Annotated in this window: 22 protein-coding genes and 1 pseudogene; 11 read left to right on the top strand and 12 right to left on the bottom strand. The window is 63.5% G+C overall.

From position 1 onward, the window contains the following. Positions 1–134 precede the first annotated feature (134 nt). The gene (locus AC1Q80_RS10805) at positions 135–4349 is read left to right on the top strand and encodes a putative Ig domain-containing protein (RefSeq protein WP_492360425.1); all 4215 of its coding nucleotides are present in this window, start codon (positions 135–137) and stop codon (positions 4347–4349) included. Positions 4350–4739: 390 nt separating this feature from the next. Continuing rightward, positions 4740–4838: pseudogene (locus AC1Q80_RS10810) on the top strand (GNAT family N-acetyltransferase); the annotation flags it as partial. Between the two features lie 37 nt (positions 4839–4875). Here AC1Q80_RS10810 and gcvA read toward each other — a convergent pair. Beyond that, positions 4876–5766 (bottom strand): transcriptional regulator GcvA, encoded by an 891-nt coding sequence (gene gcvA, locus AC1Q80_RS10815; protein WP_492360426.1) that lies wholly within the window; start codon positions 5764–5766, stop codon positions 4876–4878. 121 nt (positions 5767–5887) lie between these two features. Between gcvA and AC1Q80_RS10820 the strand changes: the two genes are divergently transcribed. Continuing rightward, on the top strand, positions 5888–6592 hold the full coding sequence (locus AC1Q80_RS10820; protein WP_173420469.1) for an SDR family oxidoreductase: 705 nt from the start codon (positions 5888–5890) through the stop codon (positions 6590–6592). A 68-nt stretch (positions 6593–6660) separates the two neighbouring features. Here AC1Q80_RS10820 and AC1Q80_RS10825 read toward each other — a convergent pair whose 3' ends face one another. The 3 genes from AC1Q80_RS10825 to AC1Q80_RS10835 all read right to left on the bottom strand — a co-directional run bounded on the left by AC1Q80_RS10825 (position 6661) and on the right by AC1Q80_RS10835 (position 9442). After that, complete coding sequence (locus AC1Q80_RS10825; RefSeq protein WP_492360427.1) at positions 6661–7593, bottom strand: MYG1 family protein; 933 nt, start codon at positions 7591–7593, stop codon at positions 6661–6663. A 154-nt stretch (positions 7594–7747) separates the two neighbouring features. Next, entirely contained in the window at positions 7748–8683 is a 936-nt protein-coding gene (locus AC1Q80_RS10830; RefSeq protein WP_492360428.1) for a bifunctional helix-turn-helix transcriptional regulator/GNAT family N-acetyltransferase, read from the bottom strand. A 126-nt stretch (positions 8684–8809) separates the two neighbouring features. Beyond that, entirely contained in the window at positions 8810–9442 is a 633-nt protein-coding gene (locus AC1Q80_RS10835; protein WP_492360429.1) for a LysE family translocator, read from the bottom strand. A 400-nt stretch (positions 9443–9842) separates the two neighbouring features. Between AC1Q80_RS10835 and AC1Q80_RS10840 the strand changes: the two genes are divergently transcribed. Next, the gene (locus AC1Q80_RS10840) at positions 9843–10226 is read left to right on the top strand and encodes a hypothetical protein (protein ID WP_492360430.1); all 384 of its coding nucleotides are present in this window, start codon (positions 9843–9845) and stop codon (positions 10224–10226) included. A 66-nt stretch (positions 10227–10292) separates the two neighbouring features. Here AC1Q80_RS10840 and AC1Q80_RS10845 read toward each other — a convergent pair whose 3' ends face one another. From AC1Q80_RS10845 to AC1Q80_RS10855, 3 genes are all read right to left on the bottom strand, one after another. Beyond that, positions 10293–11456: a Gfo/Idh/MocA family protein gene (locus AC1Q80_RS10845; protein ID WP_492360431.1), complete on the bottom strand. Its 1164-nt coding sequence runs from the start codon at positions 11454–11456 to the stop codon at positions 10293–10295. 95 nt (positions 11457–11551) lie between these two features. Beyond that, a complete protein-coding gene (locus tag AC1Q80_RS10850) occupies positions 11552–12472 on the bottom strand; it encodes a sugar phosphate isomerase/epimerase family protein (RefSeq protein ID WP_492360432.1) in 921 nt (306 codons plus the stop codon). Positions 12473–12513: 41 nt separating this feature from the next. Next, the gene (locus tag AC1Q80_RS10855; RefSeq protein ID WP_173420477.1) at positions 12514–13422 is read right to left on the bottom strand and encodes a sugar phosphate isomerase/epimerase family protein; all 909 of its coding nucleotides are present in this window, start codon (positions 13420–13422) and stop codon (positions 12514–12516) included. Positions 13423–13623: 201 nt separating this feature from the next. Between AC1Q80_RS10855 and AC1Q80_RS10860 the strand changes: the two genes are divergently transcribed. Beyond that, complete coding sequence (locus AC1Q80_RS10860; RefSeq protein ID WP_492360433.1) at positions 13624–14628, top strand: LacI family DNA-binding transcriptional regulator; 1005 nt, start codon at positions 13624–13626, stop codon at positions 14626–14628. Positions 14629–14963: 335 nt separating this feature from the next. Further along, positions 14964–15209 carry a helix-turn-helix domain-containing protein gene (locus tag AC1Q80_RS10865; RefSeq protein WP_077505834.1) on the top strand — a complete coding sequence of 82 codons (246 nt, stop codon included), beginning with the start codon at positions 14964–14966 and terminating at the stop codon, positions 15207–15209. Between the two features lie 296 nt (positions 15210–15505). On the opposite strand, the gene AC1Q80_RS10870 is transcribed toward AC1Q80_RS10865, so the two are convergent. From AC1Q80_RS10870 to AC1Q80_RS10885, 4 genes are all read right to left on the bottom strand, one after another. Next, positions 15506–15943: an NUDIX domain-containing protein gene (locus AC1Q80_RS10870; protein ID WP_492360434.1), complete on the bottom strand. Its 438-nt coding sequence runs from the start codon at positions 15941–15943 to the stop codon at positions 15506–15508. 189 nt (positions 15944–16132) lie between these two features. Beyond that, positions 16133–17152, bottom strand: a complete 1020-nt coding sequence (ilvC, locus tag AC1Q80_RS10875) for a ketol-acid reductoisomerase (protein ID WP_077505830.1) — start codon at positions 17150–17152, stop codon at positions 16133–16135. Between the two features lie 196 nt (positions 17153–17348). Further along, positions 17349–17996 (bottom strand): TetR/AcrR family transcriptional regulator C-terminal domain-containing protein, encoded by a 648-nt coding sequence (locus AC1Q80_RS10880; protein ID WP_492360435.1) that lies wholly within the window; start codon positions 17994–17996, stop codon positions 17349–17351. A gap of 271 nt (positions 17997–18267) precedes the next feature. Next, on the bottom strand, positions 18268–19155 hold the full coding sequence (locus tag AC1Q80_RS10885) for a LysR family transcriptional regulator (protein ID WP_492360436.1): 888 nt from the start codon (positions 19153–19155) through the stop codon (positions 18268–18270). Between the two features lie 160 nt (positions 19156–19315). Between AC1Q80_RS10885 and AC1Q80_RS10890 the strand changes: the two genes are divergently transcribed. Further along, on the top strand, positions 19316–20212 hold the full coding sequence (locus AC1Q80_RS10890; RefSeq protein WP_492360437.1) for a DMT family transporter: 897 nt from the start codon (positions 19316–19318) through the stop codon (positions 20210–20212). Positions 20213–20494: 282 nt separating this feature from the next. Here AC1Q80_RS10890 and AC1Q80_RS10895 read toward each other — a convergent pair whose 3' ends face one another. Beyond that, positions 20495–21109, bottom strand: coding sequence for a TetR/AcrR family transcriptional regulator (locus AC1Q80_RS10895; RefSeq protein ID WP_492360438.1), 615 nt, complete (start codon positions 21107–21109; stop codon positions 20495–20497). A 96-nt stretch (positions 21110–21205) separates the two neighbouring features. Between AC1Q80_RS10895 and AC1Q80_RS10900 the strand changes: the two genes are divergently transcribed. The 4 genes from AC1Q80_RS10900 to AC1Q80_RS10915 all read left to right on the top strand — a co-directional run bounded on the left by AC1Q80_RS10900 (position 21206) and on the right by AC1Q80_RS10915 (position 25908). Continuing rightward, positions 21206–21958, top strand: coding sequence for a CPBP family intramembrane glutamic endopeptidase (locus AC1Q80_RS10900; RefSeq protein WP_492360439.1), 753 nt, complete (start codon positions 21206–21208; stop codon positions 21956–21958). A 160-nt stretch (positions 21959–22118) separates the two neighbouring features. Then, entirely contained in the window at positions 22119–23453 is a 1335-nt protein-coding gene (locus AC1Q80_RS10905; RefSeq protein WP_492360440.1) for an efflux RND transporter periplasmic adaptor subunit, read from the top strand. A 21-nt stretch (positions 23454–23474) separates the two neighbouring features. Beyond that, complete coding sequence (locus AC1Q80_RS10910; RefSeq protein ID WP_209790797.1) at positions 23475–25418, top strand: MacB family efflux pump subunit; 1944 nt, start codon at positions 23475–23477, stop codon at positions 25416–25418. 82 nt (positions 25419–25500) lie between these two features. Then, on the top strand, positions 25501–25908 hold the full coding sequence (locus AC1Q80_RS10915; protein WP_209790796.1) for a hypothetical protein: 408 nt from the start codon (positions 25501–25503) through the stop codon (positions 25906–25908). Positions 25909–25913: the final 5 nt, after the last annotated feature.

Genomic DNA, 25913 nt, shown 5'->3' on the forward strand with positions numbered 1-25913 from the left:
CGGCTCAGGCGGCTTGCACCTCCCCACAGACGGCAACCATAACCTCGGGCGGTACAGCAACCTTTGCTTGCGCGGATTTCGGCTTTGATTCGCCGGCCATCGCACCGCCATCCCATGGCAGCCTAGTTTTCGGAATGCCGTCAAACACCCCGCTCATCTACACCAACAATGGTGACGGCGCGACATCCGACACGTTCATCGTCAAGGATGATAACGCAGTACCGATTACATTCAACGTCACGATCAATCCGTCGGCCTCCCCGCTGACGGTCACACCTTCAAACGTTGCCACGCCGGCGATCGGCACGTCCTACAATCAGACGCTCAGCACGAGCGGCGGAACCGGCCCCTATACCTACTCGCTCGTGGCAGGCAGCAACCTGCCGCCCGGCCTCACCCTTTCCTCCGCCGGTGTCATCTCCGGCACGCCGACCGGCTCGGGTCCCTACAATTTTACCGTCCGCGTGGTCGATTCGACGACACCGACAGCCAATACGCTCGACAAGGCCTACAGCGTCCTCATCGCTGCGCCTGTCATCGACGTGACGCCTGACAGCCCGCCGGACGGCGGCGTTGGCACGGCCTACAGCGTGCAGTTTTCGGCAAGCGGCGGCACCCCGGGTTACACCTATACCCGCGACAGCGGCAGCCTGCCCGCGGGCTTAAGTCTCTCAGGCAGCGGTCTCCTGTCCGGCACACCATCGGCGGTCGGCAGTTCGACTTTCAAATTGAAGGTCCAGGACAGCACCACCATCTCGACCGGCGGCGTGCACTTCCTCCTGCAGGACGTTACCGTCACCATCAATGCCGTCCCCCCGGTGGTGCTGACGCCGACGACCGGCACGGCCCTGACCGCCGGTGCGGTGGGCTCTTCCTACTCGAACGCGTCCATTTCGGCGACGGGCGGCGCCGGAACGATCACCTATGCCGTCACCTCCGGTTCGCTGCCGGCGGGGCTCGCGCTCAACACATCGACCGGTGCGATAGCGGGCACGCCAACAGCCGGGGCACTTGGAACGACGAACTTCACGGTGACGGCAACGGCCGCAGCGGCCGGGTCGGCCGCCGCCAGCTATTCGATCACGATCACCGCGCCACCTTTGGTCCTGGCCCCGCTCGGCGGTCCATTGACATCAGGCACGGCGGGTGTCGCCTATTCGACAAGCATTTCGGCGACGGGCGGCGTGGGAACCGTCACCTATGCCCTGACGGCAGGTGCGCTTCCGCCAGGGCTCACGATGAATACGTCGACCGGAGCAATTAGCGGCACGCCGACCGCTATCGGCACGTTCAATTTCACAATTACGGCGACTGCCGCGACAAGCGGCTCGGTTGCAGAGGCCTATCAGATCGCGATCGTCGGGCCGCCACTGAATCTCTCGCCGGCGTCAGGCACTGCATTGACCGGCGGCGTTGTCGGTTCGGCCTATACGGACACGTCGATCTCGGCGAGTTCCCCCTTGGGTGGGGTTACCTTCTCAGCAAGCGGACTTCCGGACGGCCTGATGATAAACGCTTTAACGGGCGAAATCACAGGCACGCCAACGGCCGCCGCCCTTGGCACCGCAAGCGTTGACGTCGAGGTAATGTCGATGTTCGGCAACGTGGAGCAAGCCACCTATCCGATAACAATTGTGGCGCCACCGGTGGTGCTGACGCCGACGACCGGCACGGCCCTGACCGCCGGTGTGGTGGGCTCTTCCTACTCGAACACGTCCATTTCGGCGACCGGCGGTGTCGGCACGATCACCTATGCCGTCACCTCCGGCTCGGTGCCGGCGGGGCTCGCGCTCAACACATCGACCGGTGCGATAGCGGGCACGCCAACAGCCGGGGCTCTTGGAACGACGAACTTCACGGTGACGGCAACGGCCGCAACGACCGGGTCGGCCGCCGCCAGCTATTCGATCACGATCACCGCGCCGTCGGTGGTGCTGACACCCGCAACCGGTTCGGCGCTTTCGACCGGTACGGTCGGTGTGGCCTATTCGGACACTTCGATTTCGGCGAGTGGCGGCGTGGGGACGATCGGCTACGCCGTGACGAGCGGTGCGCTTCCCGCAGGGCTGAGCCTCAACGCATCGACCGCTGCGATCACGGGCACACCGACCGCCGGAGGCTTTGGCACGGCGACTTTCACCGTGACGGCCACGGCAGCGACATCGGGTTCCGCGGCGGCGAGCTACACGATTGCCGTGGGAGCTACTGCCGTGGTGCTGACGCCGGCCAGCGGTTCAGCGCTTTCAGCCGGTACGGTCGGTGCCGTCTATTCGGACACCTCGATTTCGGCGAGTGGCGGCGTGGGGACCATTGGCTATGCGGTGACGAGCGGTGCGCTTCCCGCAGGGCTAAGCCTCAACGCATCGACCGCTGCGATCACGGGCACACCGACCGCAGGAGGCTTTGGCACGGCGACTTTCACCGTGACGGCCACGGCAGCGACATCGGGTTCCGCGGCGGCGAGCTACACGATTGCCGTGGGGGCTACTGCCGTGGTGCTGACGCCGGCCAGCGGTTCAGCGCTTTCAGCCGGTACGGTCGGTGCCGTCTATTCGGACACCTCGATATCGGCGAGTGGCGGCGTGGGGACCATTGGCTATGCGGTGACGGCCGGCGCACTTCCCGGCGGCCTGAACCTCAATGCTTCGACAGGTGCGATCAGTGGCACGCCAACGGCGAGCGGTGATTTTTCCGTCACCATTACGGCGACGGATACTGTCGGCACGAGCGGTTCGGCCGGCTATTCGCTGAAGATCAAGCCGCCCGAGGTGAAATTCGTCTTCACCCCGCCAGGCGGAGCGTTGGATGAAGCGATGGCAGGCGAAGACTACAGCCAATCGATCACCGCAAAGGGCGGAACGGGGGCGCTGATCTACAGCATCGTTTCGGGCAGCTTGCCGAAAGGCCTGGTGCTGAACATCTCGACCGGCGAACTCACCGGCCCGCTTTCCGTCGACGCTGCCGGCACGCATAGCTTTGCCATTCAGGTGCGCGATGGCACTGGTGCTACCGGCAAGGCGACGTTCACCTTGCCGGTGAAGCGGCGGACAGCCACGGTTGTCGACCTCATCGTGGATGTCCCGGCCGGTGGGACGCCTGCGAATGTGTACCTCAACCGCGGTGCGACGGGCGGTCCGTTCACGGGGGCTGAGCTTGCCTTTGTCGAGCCGGCGAATGCCGGCACGGCGACGATCATTCGCGGCGAGGTGGCAGCGGTTGGCGCTGCCACAGCTCCTGCCGGTTGGTATTTGCAATTCAAGCCCGATCCCGCCTATTCCGGCGAGGTGCAGGTCGGCTACAGGCTGATCAGCGCGCTCGGTACGTCCAATACCGGGGTCGTCACCTACCGGCTGGCGCTTGATGCGGACAGGGTCGCCGAGGACATCGATGCATTGGTACGTGGCTTCGTCGAGACGCGGCAGAACATGATCTCCTCGGCCATCAAGGTTCCGGGGCTTCTGGAGCGCCGCCAGATGGAGGCGGCGACCGATCCGGTCACCGCGCGCATGATGCCGTCGCAGGACGGCATGGAGGGGAGCGTTTCCACCAGCCTGCGGCAGATAGAGGCGGCGCGCGACAATGCCGACGGCGTTAGTGCGGCCGCGTCCTCGCCGTTCAACATCTGGATCGACGGCACCTTCCTGGTGCACAACCGGGATAACAATGATGGTCGCTGGGGCAGCTTTGCGATGATCAACACCGGCGCCGACTATCTCCTGACGGAAAAGGCGCTTGTGGGTCTGTCCTTCCACTATGACCGGATGAGCGACCCGAGCGATGAGGATGCAGAACTGACCGGCAACGGCTGGCTTGCGGGTCCCTATGCCTCGTTCGAGATAGCCCGCAACATCTTCTGGAACGCCAGCCTGCGTTACGGCGGCTCATCCAACGATATCGACACGGCGTTCTGGGACGGCACGTTCAACACGACACGCTGGCTGGCCGACACCGCACTCGAGGGGCAATGGGATATCGACGAAGCGACAACCTTCACGCCGAAACTGCGTATCCTGTATTTCTCCGAAAGCGTCGACGACTACATGGTTCGAAACGATGCCGGGGAAACGGTGGATATCGGGGGGTTCGACGAGGAGCAGTTCCGTGTCAGCCTGGGAGCGGAGATCGCACGATCGTTCACGCTGGAAAACGGCACGCAAATGACACCGAAGCTGGGCTTGACGGGCGGCTACTCGGGCCTCGATGGGTCGGGTGCCTTCGGCTCGCTGACGGCCGGGGTGTCGTGGCAGACCGCGGACCTGTGGATGCTGGACCTGAGCCTGTTGCTCAACATCGCCGACGGCGGCGAGACATCCACTGGTGGACGCGTGCGGACTGCAAAGCAGTTCTGAGGAGCGCAACTCCGTTTCGACAGGATGAGATGGAAGCGCCGTTGGCGTGTCAACGCGAAGTGAGAACTGCCGCCATGCGAATGTGGAACGATATTTTTCCGCGCTGCGCTCCAATGTGCTGGCGGTAGCAGGCTAGGAAGTTCGAACTGACAACATGTGCGAGCGGTCAGTGAGAAGCGGTTGTTCCGTATCGACCTTGAACAGACAGTCGAATAACTTCTCATGGCTCCCGAAAGCAGATTCAAACACTTCACTTGTCGGCTACCGCCAGCGAATCCGGAACCGCTGAGCCAGGAGCAACCGACGTCGCTCCCACGCCATCCGGGTTACGACGCGTAGCTGAGAATGGGCGCGGGCGCGCCGTCGGACCATCTACGTCAGGAAGGCAGTGTGAAATCGCCAACAGTGAGAGTCATGGCCGCGGCCGAGGAAGATCTGGCGATCGAAACGGTCGTGCTTGCGTTTGCGGCGGATCCGATGGCGCGATGGGGCCGAACAGTCCGAGTGCGTCAGGAGCGGTCGTCGTTCACTTCCGGTGCGCCTCCGCGATCATCCACGCGACCACCATGTCGATGGCACTGGAATTACGATAGCGCGGCCACACCAGATAGAAATCCGACGGTCCGAAGAGCGATCCCTCCAGGGCTCGAATGAGGCGACCTTCCTCCAGGTCCCGTTGGACGAAATCCCGGTTCGCGAGAACGATGCCTTGTCCCGCGATCGCAGCCTCGATCGCATGGGACGTCTGGCTGAAGCTGATCCCCTTGAACGACGTCCGCTCCAGTTTTCCGAGGTGTTTTTCGATGAACTCCGGCCAGAAATTGTGGGCATCGTGCAGGAGCGTGTAGCCGGAAAACTCCGCTGACGTCTTTGGCGGCGGTCGCCCGGATAGCAGCATCGGACTGCCAACGGCAACAATCTCTTGGCCGAACAGCAACTCGGTTGCCAACCCCGGCCCGAATGGCGGTCGTCCGTAGCGCACAGCAAGATCGACACCATCAGCCTGGAAGCTGGACATGCGTTCCGTGGCGAGAATATGCAGGTCAAGCTCCGGATGTCGGGCCGTGAAGTCGGGCAGACGGGGAATCAACCATTTGGACGCGAATGTCGGGGTGGTACTGATCGTAAGACGAACTGGCTGCGGTTTCAGCGCACCCGTCGCTCTTGCGATAATCTCGAAGGCCCGTCGGATATCGGCGATATAGGCACGCCCCTCGCCCGTCAGCGCCAATGTCCGCGGCAGCCGCTCGAACAGCTTCACGCCGAGCTCGCCTTCAAGTCCGCGAACCTGCTGCGCGACCGCTCCCTGGGTGACGCCGAGCTCTTCGGCAGCAAGCCTGAAATTCAGATGCCGCGCGGCAGCCTCGAATGCTTTGAGAGCGTTCAGTGACGGAAGCTTTCCGGGAGCGTCGATCATTCAATAGTTTTTCTACTGCCAGATAAAAGTTGAACTGCTTCGTAAACCCGCGGCGGAAATGGTATGGCAATGCATAGGAATAGGCAATTCGTATGATATTTCCGCGTGAGAGGAGCAAAAGATGTCAGTAGAAAAAGTGGCTATCGTTACAGCTGGTGGCAGTGGCATGGGTGCCGAATGCGCCAGGCGACTGGCTGCCGATGGTTTCAAAGTGGCCGTACTTTCTTCGTCGGGCAAAGGTGAGGCGCTTGCGGCCGAGCTCGGTGGCCTCGGCATCACCGGCTCGAATCAATCCAACGACGATCTCAAGCGCCTGGTCGACGCGACCGTGGAGAAATGGGGTCGGATCGACGTCCTGGTCAACAGTGCTGGACACGGCCCGCGAGCCTCCATCCTCGATATCACCGACGAGCAGTGGCATACGGGAATGGACGTCTATCTGATGAATGTCATTCGCCCGGCGCGGCTCGTCACGCCGGTCATGCAGGCGCAGAAGTCCGGCGCGATCATTAATATCTCCACTGCCTGGGCGTTTGAGCCGTCGGCAATGTTTCCGACATCGGCCGTGTTCCGCTCCGGCCTGGCCGCCTTTACGAAGATTTTTGCCGACACCTACGCTGGCGACAACGTCCGCATGAACAACGTTCTGCCCGGCTGGATCGACAGTCTTCCGGCCACGGAAGACAGGCGCGAGGCCGTACCGATGAAGCGCTACGGCACAAGCGCCGAAATCGCTGCGACCGTTGCCTTTCTTGCTTCCGAGGGCGCAGGCTACATCACCGGGCAGAACCTCAAGGTCGATGGTGGCCTGACACGCTCCGTGTGACGTGAAAAAGCTGGGCTAACTCGCCTTTGCGCTTCCCGGCCTCATCCGGGGAAGCAATGTCGTCTTCGTCAAGCGGGCTCGACGGCCACAGCCTCAGCGACCGCCAGCTCCGCCATGGCCAATGCCGCCTCGCGGGTCCTGGCGGCGGCGATGAAGCGGCCGTTGTGGCAGAAGGTGGCGCCCTCAACGCCGCAGGCGGCTTCCAGCGCCTCGTTGGTGAGGCCGGCCCAGGCGGCCGGCAGGTCGGCGCGCAGCTCAAAACCCTCGTCGGCGCGGCGGATGCCGGTCAGGGTCCAGTCCTTGTCGCGCGGGTGGACGACGAACAGCAGGTGGTCGGCGCCGGCTTTTACGATGGCCGGGCGGAAGGGCATGCCCATCGGCAGCTCCAGCACGCGGCCCTCGCCGGTCGCAACGATCGCCTGGTGCACGACGGCTTCGGCGCGCAGTTTTGCTGCACTCCGTCCGACGCTCGCCTCGACGAAGCTGCGGGCGATCACAAGCGCTGCGTGGAAGGCGCGCTCGTCGGCATCCGGATCGGTCTCGTCGAAAACGGGCTTCAGGGTTTCAAGCAGCGCCGGCAGCGTCAGGCCGGCAAGCGGCCCGGCGATGGAGGGGCTGAGCGCGCCGTTGTCGACCAGATCGACCGCCAGCACGAAACTGCGGTCGAAGGAGGCGTGCACCGCCTCGACATGCGCTTCCGGGACCCCGGAGGCGACGAGGTAATCGCGGCCATAATGCTTCCAGATCAGGCCGAACGAGCTCAAAGGCTGGCCGTCCTCGCGCAGCGGTGCGCCGCGCTGGTGATGATCGAAGATCTGCGCTTGCGCATCATAGGCGCCGCCGACATCGTAGATGATCCTGTTGGAGCCGGGCGTGATCCACTCCGGCGCCCGGCTGCGCACGATCTTCGCTTCGGGAAACAGCCGGGTCAGGATGACGCTCGACATCAGCTCGTCGGCATGGAAGCCACCGGAATGGGTGACGAGGAAATCTGGGGTCATGCCGGGATGCGCCTTGTGGTTTTCTGATGGGTGTCCGCCGCAGCGGCATTTGTGGTTGGCACCAGATAGCCTTTGAATGGCGCCATCTCAACCCATCCCAGGGTTTTTCCGGCACGGGCGGCCTGCGTTCGGCATTCGCCGGCCACCGCGCGCGTCACCCATGGCCGAGATCGAACGACCAGGTCTGGCCCACCAGATCCTTGCCGAAGGAATGGTGCGGCGCTTCCTCGACAAGCGTGAAGCCGGCGCGCTCGTAGATGCGGCGGGCCGAAGTCAGAACGCTGTTGGTCCACAGCACCAGCGTGTCGTAGCCGACGGCGCGGGCGCGCTCGATACAGGCGGCAACCAGCGCTGCACCGACGCCACGTCCGCGCGTATCCGGCTCCACATAAAGCAGCCTGAGCTTGGCGACACCGGGCTTGTCGCTCGCCACCAGAAAGATCGAGCCGACGATGCGCCCATCGATCTCGGCAATCCAGGCGGCCTCGCGGGCCGGGTCATAGGATTTGACGAAATCCGCAAGGATGCCCGCAGCCAGCGCCTCATACTCCTGGTTCCAGCCATATTCCTCGACATAGAGAACCGTCTGGCGGTGGATGATCCAGCCGAGATCGCCCGGCCGCAGATCGCGCAACTGCAGCGCCCCTCCTGCCTTTTCCCCAAGGACTTCACTGACGATGCCCGTGGCCGCGATCAGCCGCCTGCGCTCGGTCGGGGCAAGGGTATCGAGCAACGCGCCGATGGTCGTGCAGGTGTTCTGCTCCAACGCGGCGAAGGTGGTGCGCCCGACCGGGGTGAGCGCGATCGGCTGCCGGCGGCCGCCTTCCGGACGCTCCGCCTTCTCCACCAGCCCACGATCGGCAAACCGCTTCAGCGTGCGGCTCAGCTGGGCGCGGTCCACTTGAAGCGTCCGCATGAGGTCGGCCGCGGTCGGCTCGTCGCGATGAGCAAGCTCGTAGAGGATGCGGGCTTCGGTGAGCGTGAACGGGCTCTGGTCGAGATGGGCGTTCAGCAGGCCCAGACGGTTGGTATAGAGGCGGTTGAAGGCGCGCAGCGCCGCCACGTCGGGGTGGTCGTTGGGGAGTGTCATCGGGGTGATCCAGCCTTAAGTTGACTCAATCAACAATGATTTGTTGATTGAGTCAACATGCAATTATCCTGACACCGTGTGCTCAGGCATTGCAGGCATGAGCGCCGAACCGACGAGGAGGTCGCGTCAGTTCTTGGCACCGAGCGCCAGCCGGCAGGCAAGGCCGGCAAAGACGCCGGCGAGCAGATATTGCGGCAGCCTCCTGAACCGGGCGGGTGCCGAAAGCCGGCTGCGGATCTGGCCGCTGAGCAGGATCACCGTGCCGTTGACGAGAAAGCCGATGCCGTTCAGCACCGTTGCCAACACCAGCGTCTGCACGATGATCGCGCCGTTTCCCGGCCGGATGAACTGCGGAAACAACGCCAGCACGAACAGCGCCATCTTCGGATTGAGCAGGTTGGTCAAAAGCCCCTCACCCAGGATCCGCCGAAGCGACAGGCGTTTCAGCGACGAGGACGGCGAAAAGTCGATCGCGTGAGAACGAAGGGTCTTGAAGGCGAGATAGAGAAGATAGGCGCAGCCGGCCCAACGCACGATCTCATAGGCGATCGGCACGGTGGCGATCAGCTGTGACAGCCCCAGCGCCGCGGCAAGCGCGTGGCAGTAGGTGCCAAGCGCAATGCCGGCATAGGTGAGAAACCCCGCCCCCTGCCCCTGGCTGACGCTGCGCGAAGCGATCAGCAGCATATCGGGACCCGGCGTGGCGGTCAGCACCAGCGAGGCAACGGCAAAAAGTGCAAGTGTGGAAAAATCCGGCATGACATCTTCCTTTGAGGTGGCCGGAATTTCGGTTTAGCCGGATTCGCGGGAATGGCAAGGCCGGAGCGAAAGACGGCACGACATGCCATTTCCTCAAGGAAACGCCGGCCCGGAAGAACCACCGGATTGGCGGGCGACAGGATCGGCAAGACAGGCGCGGCAAGAACAGGCGCGGCAAGCGTTTGCGCGCAGGCGTCTGCGTTGCGGGACATGTACCGGCATTGTCACAATCGGCGTTGCCACGACCGCCTGCCCGCCCGCTTCGTTGCCGCGTGAACGAAGAACAAGCGCCAATCACCATGCCGTTTTCTGCGTTAAGCAACGCGACAAATCCAGGTTGCACGCGACGTCGTCTGAACGTAGAGCACATTGCCATAGTATAATCAGGGGTTGAAATTTTATGTCGATTTCAGTCAAGACATTGCTCGCCGCCGCGGTCGTCGGCTTCTTATTCGTGCCGGGCCTCGCCAACGCCGAAGCCTTGGCCCAGCTCGAAAAGCAGGGCTACAAGGTCAGCAAGCTCACAAAGAACAAGGCTGGTTCGCAGGGCTGGATCGCGTCGAACGGCGACAAGCGGTTTTTCTGCCGCATGAATGTCAGCATAGCCGTTGTAAGCAAGAAGGAACTGGTGGGCATCACTGCGGGCGGGCGCCTGGTTAAGATGAACCGCGCCACCTACGAAGCGACGTTGGGTGGGCCCGATCCGTCCCTGCCGCTCTGGAGCGACCTTCAGGCCGGCCGCGTCAAGGCCCCTCACGTCAAGGGCTGCACGCCCCTTCGCTGATCTGCACAGGCAGGCCTGCACCTTGGTTTAGCCGCAGGCCTGCCCTCGCGATCGGTCGCCCGCACCTTAGCGATAGTCCACCCAGATGCCGCCGGCATCGGCCGAGCGCACGCAGTTTTCCACCCAGCGCACACCTTCGAGCCCGGCGTCGACGCCGGGGAAGACGAGATCTTCCAGGCCCTCGGGCGCAAGGCCTCGTGTGCCGCTGATCGCCAGCCCGAAGCGGCGATAGAGATTGGCCCAGGCCTCGAACAGGCCTTCCGGATGGCCACCGCCGATGCGGTCGTCAATCCGGGCTTGCGGGTAGAGATAGTCCATGCCGCGCTCGAGGATGCGCACGGGCTCGCCCTGGATCTCAAAGGAGAGCTGGTTCGGCCGCTCGTCCCACCATTCGATGCTGGCCTTCGAACCGACGATGCGCACCTTCTGGCCGTGCATCGAGCCGGCATTGACGGCGCTTGACCAGATATTGGCGATGGCACCGTTGTCATATTCCATCAGGGTCACGGCGTTGTCTTCGAGCGGCGCCCGGCTCTTGACGAAACTCTGGCGCGCGCACATCAGCCGCTCGATCGTCAGGTGCGGCAGGATCACCTCGGAAAGGTAGAGCGGGTGCGTACCGACATCGCCGAGCACATAGCTCGGCCCGGCAAATTTCGGGTCGACGCGCCAGCGGGTCGATGGATTCTGCTCCTCGACAGCGGCGCTATGGAAGCCATGCGCGAACTGCAGGTTGACGATGCGGATCTCGCCGAGATCGCCATTTCTCACCATGGCGCGGGCCTGCTCGATCATCTGGTGGCCGGCATAGCCGTAGGTGACGCCGACGATACGGCCGCGCGCCTGCGACAACGCCTTCAACTCCTCGGCCTCGGCCACCGTAAAGCAGAGCGGTTTTTCGCAGATCACATGCAGGTCATGTTCCAGCGCCGCCTTGCAGATGGCAAAATGGGTGTTGTTGGGCGTGGCGATCGACACCGCCTCGATGCCGTCGGGTCTGTCGACCTCGACGGCAAACATCGTCGCATAATCCGGATAGCTGCGAGACGGATCGAGCCCGAGATCGACGCCGAAGGCGCGCCCGCGCGCCGCATCGATATCGAAGGCGCCAGCGACCAGCTCGAAGGTGTTGTCCCTAAGCGCCGCGGAGCGGTGGATCGAGCCGATCTGGCTGCCGCGCCCGCCACCCACAATCGCCCAGCGGATCGGCCTGTTCTTCGCTTCCGTCATGGTCAAGTATCCTGTCTATGACGCATGGCGTGCCTGATGGCACCGACATGCATGAAATCAAAAGTTTGAACGGCTCTGTGCGTACTGATTACAAATCAGAAGCCGACTGAAGCGAGGTAGTCGCGGCTCTCCCGGACATCCGCCAGGCTGCCCGCGACGCTTCTCGGGTCGCGCTCCTGCTCGACCGTGATGAAGCCGTGGTAGCCGATGTCGGCAAGCGTCTGCCTGATGGCGGGATAGTCGATCACCCCGCGACCGATCGGGCACATGACACCTTGACCGCAGGCCTCGAAGAAGCGGATCCTTTCCCCCATCACCCGGTCGAACACCGCCTGGTCGATATCCTTGAAGTGGACGTAGTCGAGCCGGTCGGCATAACGCCTCAGCGTCTCCACCGGGTCCATGCCGGCGTAGAAAGTGTGGCCGGTGTCGAGGCAGAGGCCGGCGGTCTCCTGCGGCACGTCGCGGGCGATGCGCTCGATCTCGTCGGAAAATTCGATATAGCCGCCGGCATGGGGATGGATCACCGCCCGCACGCCATGGTCGCCGGCGCGCTCGGCGATCGCCTTGATATTGGCGACCATCCCAGCCCAGGCCTCGTCCGAAAGTCGCGGCGCGAGCTCGAAATGCCCGGCCGCATAGTCCCGCTCGTCGTGCCCCCAGTCCATGACGGTCAGATAGGGCGTCGCAAACCGCTGGCGGGCCACCTGCGGCGGCTGCGGCAACCTCGTGATGACGGCGCAGATCTCGTCCGTCTGGCGCAGCAGGCTGTCGCGGTTGTCGGGCGAAACCAGATCGTCGAAGATCGTGCCGGCGACGATGAAGAGGTTGCGCTCGGCAAGGGCTGCGGCAACCAGCCGGTCGTCGAGCGGCACATAACCGTAAGGTCCGAGCTCCAGCCCGCCATAGCCGGCTGCGGCCGCCTCGTCGAACACGCGGCGCCAGGCCGGCAGGTCGGGATTGTTGACGTCGTCCACGCCCCAGCAGCAGGGGGCGGTCGTGATCGTGATGCTCACGGCTTCATTCCTTGATCGAAGGGGTGTTGGCAGGCCGCGGCTCAGCCGCGCGGCCAGTATTTGTCGACGTATTTCTGGATCTCGGCACGCATGAAGCGGCCGGACTGGTCGGCCCTCTCCTCCCAACCGAAGACGCAGGCCGTGACGATTCCGTCGAAGCCGACCGCGGCGAGCGAGGAGAAGAACACGTCCCAGTCGATCTCGCCCTGGTACATGTCCATGTGCTGGTGGATCGTCACCTTGGCGCCCGGCGGATTGACGATGTAGCGCAGGCCCGAGGAGGCCTTGTGATTGTAGGTATCGGCGACATGGACGTGGTTGATCAAAGGCCCGGCGTCGCGGATCATCCTGGCCATGTCATCGCCGAAATAGAAGGTATGCGGCGCGCAATAGAGGAATTTGACGTTGTCGGAGCCGATGGTCTTCAGCATGTCGATCGCCGGATGCAGCGTCTCGCACCAGTCTTCGGGATGTGGCTCCATGTTGAGCGTCACGCCCTCCTTTTCGAATACCGGCACCAGTTCCTCGATCGACCGCCACCACGCGGCCTCGCTGTGCTCGTGGCTGTGCATGCCGCCGCAGCAGCTGGAGCGGTGGCCGCGATCGGGCGATGGCCCGCGCCCGAACTCCGAATTCATCGTGTCGCAATCCATCTCGACGGCAATGCGGATTGCTTCCTTCCAGTAGCGCACCGCCGCCTGGCGCTCGTCCTCGTGCGGGCTTGCCCAGCGATACATCGGCAGGAGCGATGCGAGCTTGACGCCATGGTCGGCCAGCGCCTTCTTGAACTCGGCGATGCGCGCCTTGTGCGCCCGTGGCCGCACCCACCAGGGCAGGAAGTCGTCGCGCGGCGACAGCTCGATATGGTCGTAGCCGAGGTCGGCCGCCTTGCGGCAAAGCTGATCCAGCGGCAGGTGGCGATGCATATGCGGGTCGAGTGCGATTTTCATGGTGCTCCTCCGTCATCCCTTGGCCATGAGCGCAGCGGGATGCTCCTTCGCGGGATCGTTTCGAACTTCGGTGTGTCCTCCCGAACTGCCAATAGGATAGCCCCGCCCCACGGCCCGGTTCCAATGCTTCGATGATCAAATTTGATCATTGACCGCACGGACCGCGAATGCTGATCTCAATTTGCGGATCCGGAGGTGACGGTGGCGAAGAAGACGTTGAAGGATGTGGCCAGCGAAGCCGGCGTTGGCACGGCCACGGTCGAGCGCGTACTCAACGGCCGCGGCGGCGTGCGGCCGGAAACGGTGGAGAAGGTCCTCGTTGCCGCCAGAAGGCTCGGCTATGGCCGCGCCCTGCCGGAGGCCCATCGCGGCGTCGTTCGCATCGAGGTCATTCTCGTTCGCCCGGAGACCAGCTTCTATTCGCGCATGAACGAGGCCTTCGAGCGCATCGCAGCGTCGCTCGACCACGATATCGCCGTCCACCGCACCTTTGCTCGCGAGAACGACCCGGTCGATTTTGCCCGCATCATTGCCAATCCGAAGCTGCGGCGCTCGGCACTGATCGTCGTGGCGCCGGATCACCCCGACGTGGTGGAGAGCGTCAGGAAGGCCGCAAGCCGCGGCATTCCCGTCGTCCAGATCATGACCCGTCCCGCCCCGGAACTGCCCTATGTCGGCATCGACAACTATGCCGCCGGCCGCACCGCCGCCCATTACATGTCGCAGATGCTGTCGGCACGCGCCGGCACCCTCGTCGCGCTTTGCCACAGCGGCGCCTACGAGAACCACAAGGAGCGCATTCGCGGCTTTTCCACCTATCTCGCCGAACGGGGCAGCCCCGCGCACCGTTTCGCCGAAGTGATGTTCGACCGCGACGACGAACATGATGCGATGGAGCTTCTGGGCAAGGCGCTTGCCCGCGACCCCGATATCGTCGGCGTCTACAGCGCCGGCGGCGACAACAAGGGCGTCGCCCGGATATTGAACGGCAGGGCCAGGGACGCAATCTTCTGGGTCGGTCATGAGCTGACCGACCAGACGCGGCACTACCTGCGACAAGGGCTGATGGCAATCGTGCTCGACCAGGCGCCGGAGATCCAGGCCCGGCGCTCGATCGACCTCACCTTGAAAAGTCTCGGCCTCATGGAGGTCGAGGTCAGCACCGAACCCGTTCGCTTCCTGACCGTGACCTCGGAAAATCTTTGATCAAAGGCCCGCCTGCGGCCAGTATTCGCATCGAAAACAGTGCCATTTCCCATCCAAAGCACGCGCTCGGCGCACTTTTTTCGGAGGGGCGGCTGCCTCGCCCAAGGCCCTGTATCGTAAGGTTTCCAAACGATTTTTTCAGGAGCGCCCGCGGTCCCGCCGGCCGGTGATACCGCTCTATCCACTCAAAAATGCCTTGGCCAGGTTGCCTTGACGGTCGCCCTGGCTATATTAGCGATGCCTGAACGCCACTCATTATTCGAGTCGCACGATATTTTCGGGCCCCCTTCACCCGACAAAACTCCTTGTCGGTGGACGAACGAAGGAGACACTTCATGTCCTTTAAGAAAAATCTGAATAAGGCTACCGACGCCACCGTATCCCGCGTCAGCATCGGAGCCGCCGTAAAGCGTTCGCGTGAATCCCACGGCTACACTGTCGATGAAATGTCGGTCACCACAGGCCTGACGGAAACCGAAATTTCCAAGGTCGAACTCGGCGCAGATACCGATCCCGTCAAGCTGCAGCGCATCGCCGCTGCCTTGCAAGTACCGCCTACCACCTTCACCGCCATGCGATAGCGGCGGTGCCGGGCATCATGCCCAAGCCGGGCGCATTGCCCACCCCGATTGCGGACTGGACGTTCCATTCTCTTGCAGCAAGGCGGAAATGCCGCTGCTTCAAGCCGAGAATCTGAACTGAAATCTGGCCGTCACGGCCATTGGCTCAAAAGGGAAAGCCGGGGTTTTGCCCCGGCTTCCTTCGTTTTCAAAGGGCGCGACACCCCGCGCGCCGCGATAGATAGACCTTATTCCTCGCCGCCCTATCCAGGACCGCCTCGCCGGTGACGTCGAATAGCGCCTTCTTCAGCGCTCGCTTAGGAAAACAAAGCCGAAGCGGGGTACGGCAATGCAAGCGGCGGCATCTCGTCGCGCGCAAAAAATCGCAGCGACCGCGTCTCTTCGTCCGTCCACGCTCCTCCGTATTCGACGACCCGGCATGCGAACAACGTGACGACATACTCGACCCGATCGCCATTCGGGTAGGTATAGCGAAAGTCCCGCCCGCCGAAGACGCCGAGAATGGCGGCAGGGGTGACCGCAAGGCCGGTTTCCTCCATCACCTCCCGAATGATGGCCTCCTGCGGCGTCTCCCCCGGCTCGATCGCGCCGGCCGGCAGACTCCATCCCTCGCCCGACGCTTTCTCCTGCAGAAGCAACTTGCCCGCATCGTCGTGGACGACGGCCGCGACGGAGGGCAGCAGGAGCAGGCGGTTTCCGATCAGGCCGCGCAATTCCGTCAGATACGATCTCATCCAGGCTCTCCCTCGGCGCGCAAGCCTCAGTTGAATACCGGAAAGAGTGGCGCCCATGAGGCGCTGCCGGCTGCCGGCGGATGTTTCCGCGATGAGCCGACAAAACGCCTCTCGCCGCATAACGCCCTGCCCAAACAGAAAAGCCGGGGTTTCCACCCCGGCTTTTCTCATTCAACTGTCGGATAAGGCTTAGTTCTTCGCCTTGTCGACCAGCTTGTTCTTGCCGATCCACGGCATCATGCCGCGCAGCTTCGCGCCAACTTCTTCGATCTGGTGGTTGTCGTTGACGCGGCGGATGCCCTTGAATCGGGCTGCACCCGACTTGTATTCCTGCATCCATTCCGAGGTGAACTTGCCGGTCTGGATGTCGGTGAGGACGCGCTTCATTTCGGCCTTGGTTTCAGCCGTGATGATGCGCGGGCCGGTGACGTATTCGCCCCACTCTGCCGTGTTGGAGATCGAGTAGTTCATGTTGGCGATGCCGCCTTCATAGATCAGGTCGACGATCAGCTTCACTTCGTGCAGGCACTCGAAGTAAGCCATTTCAGGCGCGTAGCCGCCTTCGACCAGCGTTTCGAAGCCGGCGCGGATGAGCTCGACGAGACCGCCGCACAGAACGGCCTGTTCGCCGAAGAGGTCGGTTTCGCACTCTTCCTTGAAGTTGGTTTCGATGATGCCCGAACGGCCGCCGCCGACGCCGCAGGCGTAGGAGAGCGCGAGGTCAAGGGCGTTGCCCGAAGCGTCCTGGTGAACGGCAACGAGGCAGGGAACGCCGCCGCCCTTCTGGTATTCGCCGCGAACCGTGTGGCCCGGGCCCTTCGGCGCGATCATGACGACGTCGAGCGTCGCCTTCGGCTCGATCAGGCCGAAGTGAACGTTGAGGCCGTGGGCAAATGCGATGGCAGCGCCGTCGCGGATGTTGCCGGCGATGTCGGCCTTGTAGATTTCGGCCTGCAGTTCGTCAGGCGTTGCCATCATGATCAGGTCGGCCCACTTGGCGGCTTCTGCGACCGAGAGAACGGAAAGGCCATCGGCCTCGACCTTGGCAGCGGTTGCCGAACCCGGCTTCAGAGCGACGCGGATTTCCTTGGCGCCGGAATCCTTCAGGTTCAGCGCGTGGGCGCGGCCCTGGCTGCCGTAGCCGACGATAGCGACCTTCTTGGACTTGATGAGGTTGATGTCGGCATCACGATCGTAATAGACGCGCATTTGAATGGTCCTTCCCGTTAGTTGTCTGTTGTTTCCGCTACGTAACATCTGAACCGATAGATCCAGACATCACCCAGCAATTCCGTGTTCTGCAGAAACTGCCGCGCTTGCCGGCGCACAGTCTTGCAATTCCAGTGCTGCAGCGGCCTTTGCGTCTCTTCGACACCCGGCGCTGCTGGCAGAGATCTCCCCGCCGTTAGACCTTCTTGCCGTAAAGCGTGAGGAAGGCGCTGACCGCCTGCTCCGCCTTGCGGCTGAAACCTTTTTTCATCTCGCCGGCCTCTTCGCCCAGCAGCATCTTCAGGTGCCAGTCGGAAACGACCAGCCCGTAAAGCGCGCCATAAGCCTCGTCGGCATCGTCGAAGGCCAGGAGCCCCGCCTTGCGGCCGGCCTCAAGCAGAGCGGCTGCCCGCCGCCCGATCTGCCGGCGGCCGCGCTCCTGCAGCATGTGGCCGAGCTTGGAGCCTTCGCGGCTTGCCTGGCCGATCGCCAGCCGGTTCAAGGCCAGCGACACGTCGCCGGAGAGAACCTCAAGCAGATCCTTAGCAAACACCACCAGGTGCCGGCTGAGACTCTCCGCGTCGAGCGCACTTGCGGCAACGTCCTGCGTGCGAACCTTGCTCGCCTGGAAGCCGATCATCGCCGACAAGAGCCCGTCGCGATCGCCGAACCACTTGTAGAGGCTTTCCTTCGAGCAGTTGGCCGCCCGGGCGACGCCTGCTGTCGTCAGCGCCTTCTCGCCGCCGTCGACCAGCAGACGCAACGCCTCTTCAAGAACGACGCCCTGACGCTCGGTCAAGCCGCTCCCGGCATTCGCCTCTCTTGTCGCAGCAACGCTTTGCACCTGGCTCCACCCAATTCAGTACCGTACGGTACGGTTCGCATTCTTCTAGTGAAGCGCGTTGAAAGCGTCAAGACGATTTTGTCGGGTGAGCGAAATTTTGGCTGAGCCGGTGTATCGGGATCCTGAGCGGTTGCTGCAAGCCGGTGGGGTCGATGCACCCGTCGGCATCGGAAGGCATCCGCCCTATCTGTCATGCGCGGCTTCGCCGTTCCCTCCTCCAACGACGCTCCTTCCGGAACGAAAGGCATGCGATAGCTGCAGCGCATCGCCATCAGCCGGCGATGGCCAAACCTCCGTATCGGCCGGTTTCCTTCTCGATCTCGCCGACCAGGCTGTCCAGCGCCGGGTTTCTCGATTTCCTTGCACGGCGGACGACATAGGCGAGCGATGGCGGCCGAGGCAGCCGGTCAGTGACGACGTGCATCTCGCCACGGATATGCCGGTCACTCACCAACGCCACACCCATGGCTGCATTGACGGCCGAGACGATCCCGGCGGCACTCGAGCACTCGAAGACGGTTTCGAGAACCGCATCGTCCTGGCCGATGTCGAGTGCCCACTGGCGGTAGAAGCACTCATCGTCGAACGACAGAAACGGGATCGGGCCGTCCTGCGGGAGCGCCAGATCCGGATGCTTCACCCAATGAAGCTCCTCACGGTACAGCACGACGTCGGCGGGACGCACCTCATGGCTGAAGACCTGGACGATGGCGGCATCGAGTTCGCCCCGTTCGAGCATGGCGCGCAGGACGAGGCTCATGCGCACCTTGGTGCGAACCGAGACATTGGGATGCAGGCGCCGAAACCTGCCCAGGATGCGGGCAAGGTCGGTACACGCGGTATCTTCGGTAAGACCGAGGGCAAGCCTGCCCGCCAGCGGGGTCTTCGAGAGGCTGAGCAGAGCCTCGTCGTGCAACCCGAGGATACGGCTGGCATAGTCGAGCAGGTCTTCCCCCGCAGCGGTGAACATCGGAGCCTCCGGCTTCCGGCTCAGCAGATCGCAGTCAAGGCTGACTTCCAGCCTCCTGATCTTGTGGCTTACGGCAGACTGCGAGAGGCCCAGCGCAGTGGCCGCGCGGGTAATGCCACCATGGTGGCGGATTGCGCAGAGCGCCCGCAATGCGTCGATCTCGAGGCGGCGACTGTTGAGTTCGGTCATGGCCATCTCCGTTCCAATCTCTTCCGAAATGGACTTATCACGAACGACGCCCGCCATGACACAGATTTGCGCGATGTCATGCATCCATCGAAATTTGTCATGTGCGCGCTTGGCACTATCCGCCTATTGGTTGCTCATATTCCCACAGCCAGAGACCTCGATGACCGACATTGCGCTTCCTTCCGCCAACGCGAGCCGCCATCCGCTGCTCTGGCCTTTGCTCGCCACGCTGCTGATCATCGGGTGGAGTTCAGGCTTTGTCGGCATCCGCTATGCAAACCAGGAGGCTGGTGTCATGCTCCTCCTCTTCTGGCGCACGCTGCTGTCGGGACTGATCCTTCTGCCTTTCGCGTTGGCCATCGGGCCGCGCCTGTCGATGCGCGCGGTCAGGGATCAGGCCCTGTTCGGCGTCATGGCCGTGTTCCTGTATCTCGGCGGCTTCGCGCTGGCGATCGAGCAGAAGGTGCCGACGGGCCTGGTCGCGCTCATCGCCGACCTCCTGCCGCTGGCGATCGCTGCCCTTTCGCAGCCCGTCCTCGGCGAGCGCCTGACCAGGCGGCAATGGCTGGGCACCGCGATTGCCGTCGTCGGCGTCTTGATCGTGTCCTTCGACAGCCTCAGCTTCGGCACGGCCCCGGTGTGGGCCTACGGACTGACCGTCGGTTCGATGCTGATCTTCGCCGTCGCCTCGGTCCTGCACAGGCGACGCAAGACGCAAGCCATGCCTGTCCACCAGAGCCTGTGCATCCATACACTGACGGGTTCGGTTCTCTTCGGCCTGTGCGCGTTGACCCAAGGCAGCCTAGCGCCGCCGATGACGCGCGATTTCGCAATCGGGATGATCTGGCTGGTCCTGATCGCAACGTTCCTCGCCTACGCCGTCTACTACACCAGCCTGCGACTGTTCCCCGTGGCCAAGGTGAGTGCCGCGATCTACCTCAGCCCACCCGTGACGATGCTGTGGGCCTGGATGCTGTTTTCAGAACCGCTGACAGGCGCGATGTTCGCGGGGCTCGCGGTGACGCTGGTTGGTGTGTGGATGACCTCGCGCGGTTGAGCACATGCTTGTTCCGGACACCGCAGTGCCGTGCGCGGCCACTGGTTGCATTTGCTGGCCACCACCGCGCTCATGCAGCTAGAGGCTCAGCTTCCGTGCCCCATTTCACCTGCCGGCGTCTGCCCCACAGTAAACAGGGCGACCGACGATGCGACAGGCTTTTCGTCAGCTCTTTGCGAACCGGGCGGCGACAATGGCCAAATCCCCTCTCCCCGCATTCTTGGGAAGGGCTAGGGTGAGGGCAAATCTCGCGGGCGCTTGAGCAGAGCGAGTGCGCCCGCCTCAGGCGCCGGCGCGCCGCACATCTGGAATGACGCTGCCAAGGACGCCACGAACCAGAATGCGCGCTGCCTTCGCCCGCCCCTCGTCGTTCGCCGAAGGCTGCAGGAGCGCGACCAATGACAGGCCCTCCAGCGCGGCAAGCAGGGCTTGCGCGTGAACACGCGCTGCGCTCCCGCTCATGTCTCCACTGCCAAGGCTCGCCAGCGCCGTCGAAAGCGCCAGCGTTGCCCGCTCCAGGCGGGCGGAAAAGATTGCCGCTATGCGCGGGCTGCGGTGGCTGGCCCCGACGATTTCCAGCCAGGCGGCCGCTTCGCCGGCGTTCCAGTCCCGCATCGAGGCGATGTGATCGGCAACAAGCGCCTCTTCGAGCCCCGCGAGATCGCTTGCCATGGTCAGTGGAAACGCATGATCCGGCAGCAATTCGGCAACCAGCCCCTCGACGATCGCCTCCTTGCCGTCGAAATGCACATAGACGCCGCCGATGCTCATGCCGGCCTCGCGGCAGATGTCGCGGATCGACGTCGCGGAAAAGCCTGACGTGATGAAGCAGCGCATGGCGGCATCGAGAATGTGGCGCCGGCGTTCGTCGGCCCTGTCGCTGGATAGGCGTGGCAAGAGATCCTCCCCGTAAAAACGAACGTTTGTTCTCATGCAATTGACGGGCCTGTCAACTGATCATAAAGAACGAACGTTCGTTTTATGGAGATTGATTTGAGAACCTCTGCCTCTTCCCTGCCCCCGATCTATGCGCTCCAGTCCTGGGCGATCTTCATGGGGCCTTCGCTCACCGCCGGCACCACCATTTATCTGCTCATTCCCTTTCTTCTCGAGCGCGGCTGGAGCGGCCCCTACGCTGTGATGGTGCCGCTCGGCGCAAACTTCCTCCTGATGTTCGCGATCACCTTCGCCGGTCTGCGCCGGGAGGGCGCAACGAAGGCCTGGCGCGAGCGCCTGCGGCTGCCCCGGCCCTCGGGGGCCGATATCGCGAGCGGCGTCTTCATCGGCCTGTCGATGATCGTCTCCATCGTTTTCCTCGAAAGGTATGTGCAGGATTTCATCCTCGACAACGTGCCGATGCGCCCGCCGGAATGGTTCCTCGACGTATTGAAAACCTCCGGCACCGTCTTCGGCGCGCCTGGGCTCGGGCGCTGGGATTTCCTGGCGCTGCATCTGATGCTGTTTGCGCTCAACATCTTCGGCGAGGAACTGCTGTTTCGCGGCTATTTGCTTCCGCGTCAGGAAGCCGCCGGCTACCGCCATGCCTGGATATTGAATGGCCTGCAGTGGACCGCCTTCCACTGGTTCTGGTTCCACGTTCTGCCGGGGCTCCTGCTGACGAGCCTGCTGCTCTGCTGGATCACGCAGCGCCGCAAGAGCACCTGGTGCGCCATCATCGGTCACGGCATGCCGAACGGCTTGGCCGTCATCGGCACCTTCCTGACCGTCTCGGGGCTGAAAGGGTAACACCAGGGAGCCCTTGGCTGCGGGAACATTGCGCCTCCCCGCAGCCAAAACATTACAATAATATAATGATCTCAATGCTTCACGGCCCGGCCGTTTGTGCCTATTTGCTGCTAGGATGATTTGCGCCTGTGATGATGGCGCGCAAAAGCCGGGAATGGGCATGAACAAGACAGGCAAGACGGCACGCACCGAGAGCACGCAGCGCGACGACGCGACGCCCAACGTCACCTTCATTCCTGGCGTAGCCCCCATCAGGCGCAAGCGCCGCTCGCGCACCTGGCTCTGGGTTCCCGTCGTGCTTGCCGTCGTCGGTGCCGGCTATTACGGCTGGACGCGCTATGCGACGAACCCGACCACCACTGCCATGGTCACAGAGGTCGTCGCGCGCGGCGATATCGAAAACAGCGTGACCGCCGTCGGCACCCTTGACGCGATCAAGTCGGTTGATGCCGGCGCCCAGGTCTCCGGCCAGCTGAAGGCCCTGCACGTCGATATCGGCGACAAGGTCGAGCAGAACCAGCTCGTCGCCGAAATAGACCCCGCGACCATCGAAAACCGCATCGAGATCGACCAGGCCGAGCTTGCCAATCTGCAGGCGCAGCTGATCTCGAAGAAGGCTCAGCTCGTCTTGAAGCAGGCCAATATCGACCGCCAGCGCAACCTGGTGGTTGCTAAAAGCATCGCCCAGTCGACGCTCGACCAGGCGATCGCCGATCTTGCCGCGGCCGAAGCCGACGTCAACGCCATCGAAGCGCAGATCCGCAAGCAGCAGGCGACGCTTGCCGGCGACAAGGTCGATCTCGGCTACACCAAGATCTTTGCCCCCATGGGCGGCACCATCGTCGCCAACCCGGCCAAGGAAGGCCAGACGCTCAACGCCAACCAGACGACGCCGACCATCGTCACCATCGCCGATCTCTCCACCATGACCGTCAAGGCCCAGGTATCGGAGGCCGACGTCGGCAAGCTCAAGGTCGGCATGGACGCCTACTTCACCCTGCTTGGCCAACCGGGCAAGCGCTTCGAGGGCAAGCTGCGCCAGATCCAGCCGATGCCGGACACGGCAAACAACGTCGTGCTCTATTACGCCCTCTTCGACGTGGCCAATCCTGAAGGCGAGCTGATGATGTCGATGAGCGCCCAGGTGTTCTTCGTCCAGTCCGCGGCCAAGGACGTGCTGGTGGTGCCGAGTGCGGCATTGCGGATGAGCGGTGAAAAAGGCACGGGCCAAGCTGGCGGAAAACGTGGCGGCAACGCAGGCGCTGCCGGCGGCAAGGCCGGCGCTTCCGGCGGTAGCGCCGAGGTGACTGTCGTCACCGCCTCCGGCGCGCTCGAAACCCGCGCCGTCGAGGTCGGCATCCGCAACCGCGTCAATGCCGAGATCAAAAGCGGCTTGAACGAAGGCGATACCGTCGTCGTCGCTACCGGCTCCGACACCCCGGCTGCAGGCAACCGCGGCGGCCAGCGCGGCATGCGCATGCCGCCGATGTTCTAAAGGCCAATTCAAGAGTTCGCCATGACCCCGCTCCTCTCGCTCCGGCACGTCAGCAAGACCTATTTCAACGGCGATCTCGCCGTCGAGGTGCTGCATGGCGTCTCGCTCGACATCGAGGCCGGCGAATTCGTCGCGATCATCGGCCAGTCCGGCTCGGGCAAGTCGACGCTGATGAACATCCTCGGCTGCCTCGACCAGCCGACGGAGGGCGATTATCTCATCGACGGCGAACGGGTGTCGGGCTTCGACACCGACGAGCTGGCGGCGCTTAGGCGCCGCACCTTCGGCTTCGTCTTCCAGAGCTACAATCTCATTCCGACCGCGAGTGCCCAGGAAAACGTCGAGGTGCCCGCCGTCTATGCCGGCATGTCGGCGCGCGACCGCCACGACCGCGCCGAAGCGCTTCTGCACCAGCTGAAGCTCGGCGAACGGCTCGACCATCGCCCCAACCAGCTTTCAGGCGGCCAGCAGCAGCGCGTGTCGATCGCTCGCGCCCTGATGAACGGCGGCCGCGTGGTGCTGGCCGACGAGCCGACCGGCGCGCTCGACAGCCAGAGCGGCTCCGACGTCATGGCGCTGCTGCGCGACATGAACGACAAGGGCCACACGGTCATCGTCATCACGCACTCGCGCGAGGTCGCCGAACAGGCAGATCGCCTCATCGAGATCCATGACGGCCGCATCGTCGCCGACCGCACCAAGAAGGGCCGCGCCAACCCCGAGGCCGCGCGGGCGCTGAGCCAGACGGCGAGCGAAGGCTCGGCGGCGATCGCCGATGTCACCGAGGCCGTCAAGATGGCGTTTCGGGCGCTGCGCGCCAATCTCTTCCGCACCGTCCTGACGTTGCTCGGCATCGTTATCGGCGTCGGCTCGGTGGTCGCCATGCTGGCGATCGGCACCGGGGCGCAGGATTCCGTGCTCAACCGCATTTCCTCCATGGGCTCGGACCTGCTTGTGGTCAGGCCGAGCATGGCGAATTTCCGCGGCAGCGCGGGGGGAAGCAACGTCACCCTTGTGCCGGCCGATGCCGACGCCATTCTCGAAGTGCCGAACGTCGCCTTCGCCGTGCCCGAGCTGACCAGCAACGTCACCGTGCGGCGTGGCAATGTCGACTACCAAACCAGCGCCAACGGCACGGTGCCGCAGTTCACCACCGCCAAATCCTGGAAGATGCAGCAGGGCGAATTCCTCACCCAGGACGACATGGACAGTTATGCGCCGGTCGCGGTCCTTGGCCAGACGGTGGTCAAGACACTGTTTCCTGATGGAGACAGCCCGCTCGGGCAATATGTGCTGGTCAACAAGATCCCCTTCCAGGTCATCGGCGTGATGGCGGAAATGGGTGCCACCTCCTTCGGCAACGACCAGGACGACGTCGTGCTCGTGCCGCTGACGACCGGCAGCATGCGCCTCTTCGGCCAGCGCAACGTGCGCACAATCACCGTACAGGTGAAAGACGCCGCCGCGATCGACATCACGCAGCAGACCATCCAGGCCCTGCTCGACCAGCGCCATAAGCGTCAGGACACCCAGATCACCAACATGTCGTCGGTGCGAGAGGCCTTCACCGAAACCTCCAACACGATGAAACTGTTCCTCGGCTCGGTCGCCGCCATCTCGCTCTTGGTCGGCGGCATCGGCGTGATGAACATCATGCTCGTTTCGGTCAGCGAGCGCACCCGCGAGATCGGCGTGCGCATGGCAACCGGCGCGCGCCAGCGCGACATCCTCTTGCAGTTCATCATCGAGGCGCTGGTGGTCTCGGCGATCGGCGGCACGCTCGGCGTCCTGCTCGGCCTCGGCGTCGGCGCGCTCGCAGGCCAGTTCGGCATGCCCGTCGCCTTCACGCTCGGCCCGGTGGCGCTCGCCTTTGCCTGCGCCTTCCTGACCGGCCTCGTCTTCGGCTTCCTTCCCGCCCGCAACGCCTCGCGCCTGCAGCCGGCGGTGGCGCTCAGTGCCGATTGAGGGACTTGCTTACGCCAGCCAGTGGACAAAGCGCACGACGCCACCGAAAGTGGCGTTTTGCAGCCTGTGGGTGTGATTCGCGATGTGGAAGATCTTTGCAGTTCTCTATAGCCTGGCCTTTGCTTTCGGCCTGGTCTTTATCGGCTATCTGATGGCGATCGGCGCTTTGGTCGGCCTGACGTCCCTCGGCTGGATCGTGATTTCCACGAGCATGGTCATGGCGCTCGGCACGGCAACTGGCCTCGTTGCCTACGCCTTCAACCTGAACGTCCCTCCACTCGCACTCTGGCGGCCCTTCAGCTGGCTTGCCGGGGTCTGGGCGCTCTTTGCGTCCTACACCAGCTTTACGAAGTTCCTGTCCGTGGCCGCGGGTTCATCCGGCAACGATCTCATTACCAATGTTCTCTGGCTGTGCCTTGCTCTTGCCATCCATGGCTTCAGCTGGCTCGGCGTCTGGCGCTATGGCCGCCGTGTGTCGGCGGCCGCCTAATATGG

This window comes from Ensifer sp. GW823-FHT05D09 (assembly GCF_058795755.1).

Excerpts from the sequence above, each read along its gene's own strand:
- AC1Q80_RS10805 (WP_492360425.1), top strand. The coding sequence starts at position 135 with ATGCCGTCAAACACCCCGCTCATCTACACCAACAATGGTGACGGCGCG.
- gcvA (WP_492360426.1), bottom strand. The coding sequence starts at position 5,766 with ATGATCGACGCTCCCGGAAAGCTTCCGTCACTGAACGCTCTCAAAGCA.
- AC1Q80_RS10820 (WP_173420469.1), top strand. The coding sequence starts at position 5,888 with ATGTCAGTAGAAAAAGTGGCTATCGTTACAGCTGGTGGCAGTGGCATG.
- AC1Q80_RS10825 (WP_492360427.1), bottom strand. The coding sequence starts at position 7,593 with ATGACCCCAGATTTCCTCGTCACCCATTCCGGTGGCTTCCATGCCGAC.
- AC1Q80_RS10830 (WP_492360428.1), bottom strand. The coding sequence starts at position 8,683 with ATGACACTCCCCAACGACCACCCCGACGTGGCGGCGCTGCGCGCCTTC.
- AC1Q80_RS10835 (WP_492360429.1), bottom strand. The coding sequence starts at position 9,442 with ATGCCGGATTTTTCCACACTTGCACTTTTTGCCGTTGCCTCGCTGGTG.
- AC1Q80_RS10840 (WP_492360430.1), top strand. The coding sequence starts at position 9,843 with ATGTCGATTTCAGTCAAGACATTGCTCGCCGCCGCGGTCGTCGGCTTC.
- AC1Q80_RS10845 (WP_492360431.1), bottom strand. The coding sequence starts at position 11,456 with ATGACGGAAGCGAAGAACAGGCCGATCCGCTGGGCGATTGTGGGTGGC.
- AC1Q80_RS10855 (WP_173420477.1), bottom strand. The coding sequence starts at position 13,422 with ATGAAAATCGCACTCGACCCGCATATGCATCGCCACCTGCCGCTGGAT.
- AC1Q80_RS10865 (WP_077505834.1), top strand. The coding sequence starts at position 14,964 with ATGTCCTTTAAGAAAAATCTGAATAAGGCTACCGACGCCACCGTATCC.
- AC1Q80_RS10870 (WP_492360434.1), bottom strand. The coding sequence starts at position 15,943 with ATGAGATCGTATCTGACGGAATTGCGCGGCCTGATCGGAAACCGCCTG.
- ilvC (WP_077505830.1), bottom strand. The coding sequence starts at position 17,152 with ATGCGCGTCTATTACGATCGTGATGCCGACATCAACCTCATCAAGTCC.
- AC1Q80_RS10885 (WP_492360436.1), bottom strand. The coding sequence starts at position 19,155 with ATGACCGAACTCAACAGTCGCCGCCTCGAGATCGACGCATTGCGGGCG.
- AC1Q80_RS10890 (WP_492360437.1), top strand. The coding sequence starts at position 19,316 with ATGACCGACATTGCGCTTCCTTCCGCCAACGCGAGCCGCCATCCGCTG.
- AC1Q80_RS10905 (WP_492360440.1), top strand. The coding sequence starts at position 22,119 with ATGAACAAGACAGGCAAGACGGCACGCACCGAGAGCACGCAGCGCGAC.
- AC1Q80_RS10910 (WP_209790797.1), top strand. The coding sequence starts at position 23,475 with ATGACCCCGCTCCTCTCGCTCCGGCACGTCAGCAAGACCTATTTCAAC.
- AC1Q80_RS10915 (WP_209790796.1), top strand. The coding sequence starts at position 25,501 with ATGTGGAAGATCTTTGCAGTTCTCTATAGCCTGGCCTTTGCTTTCGGC.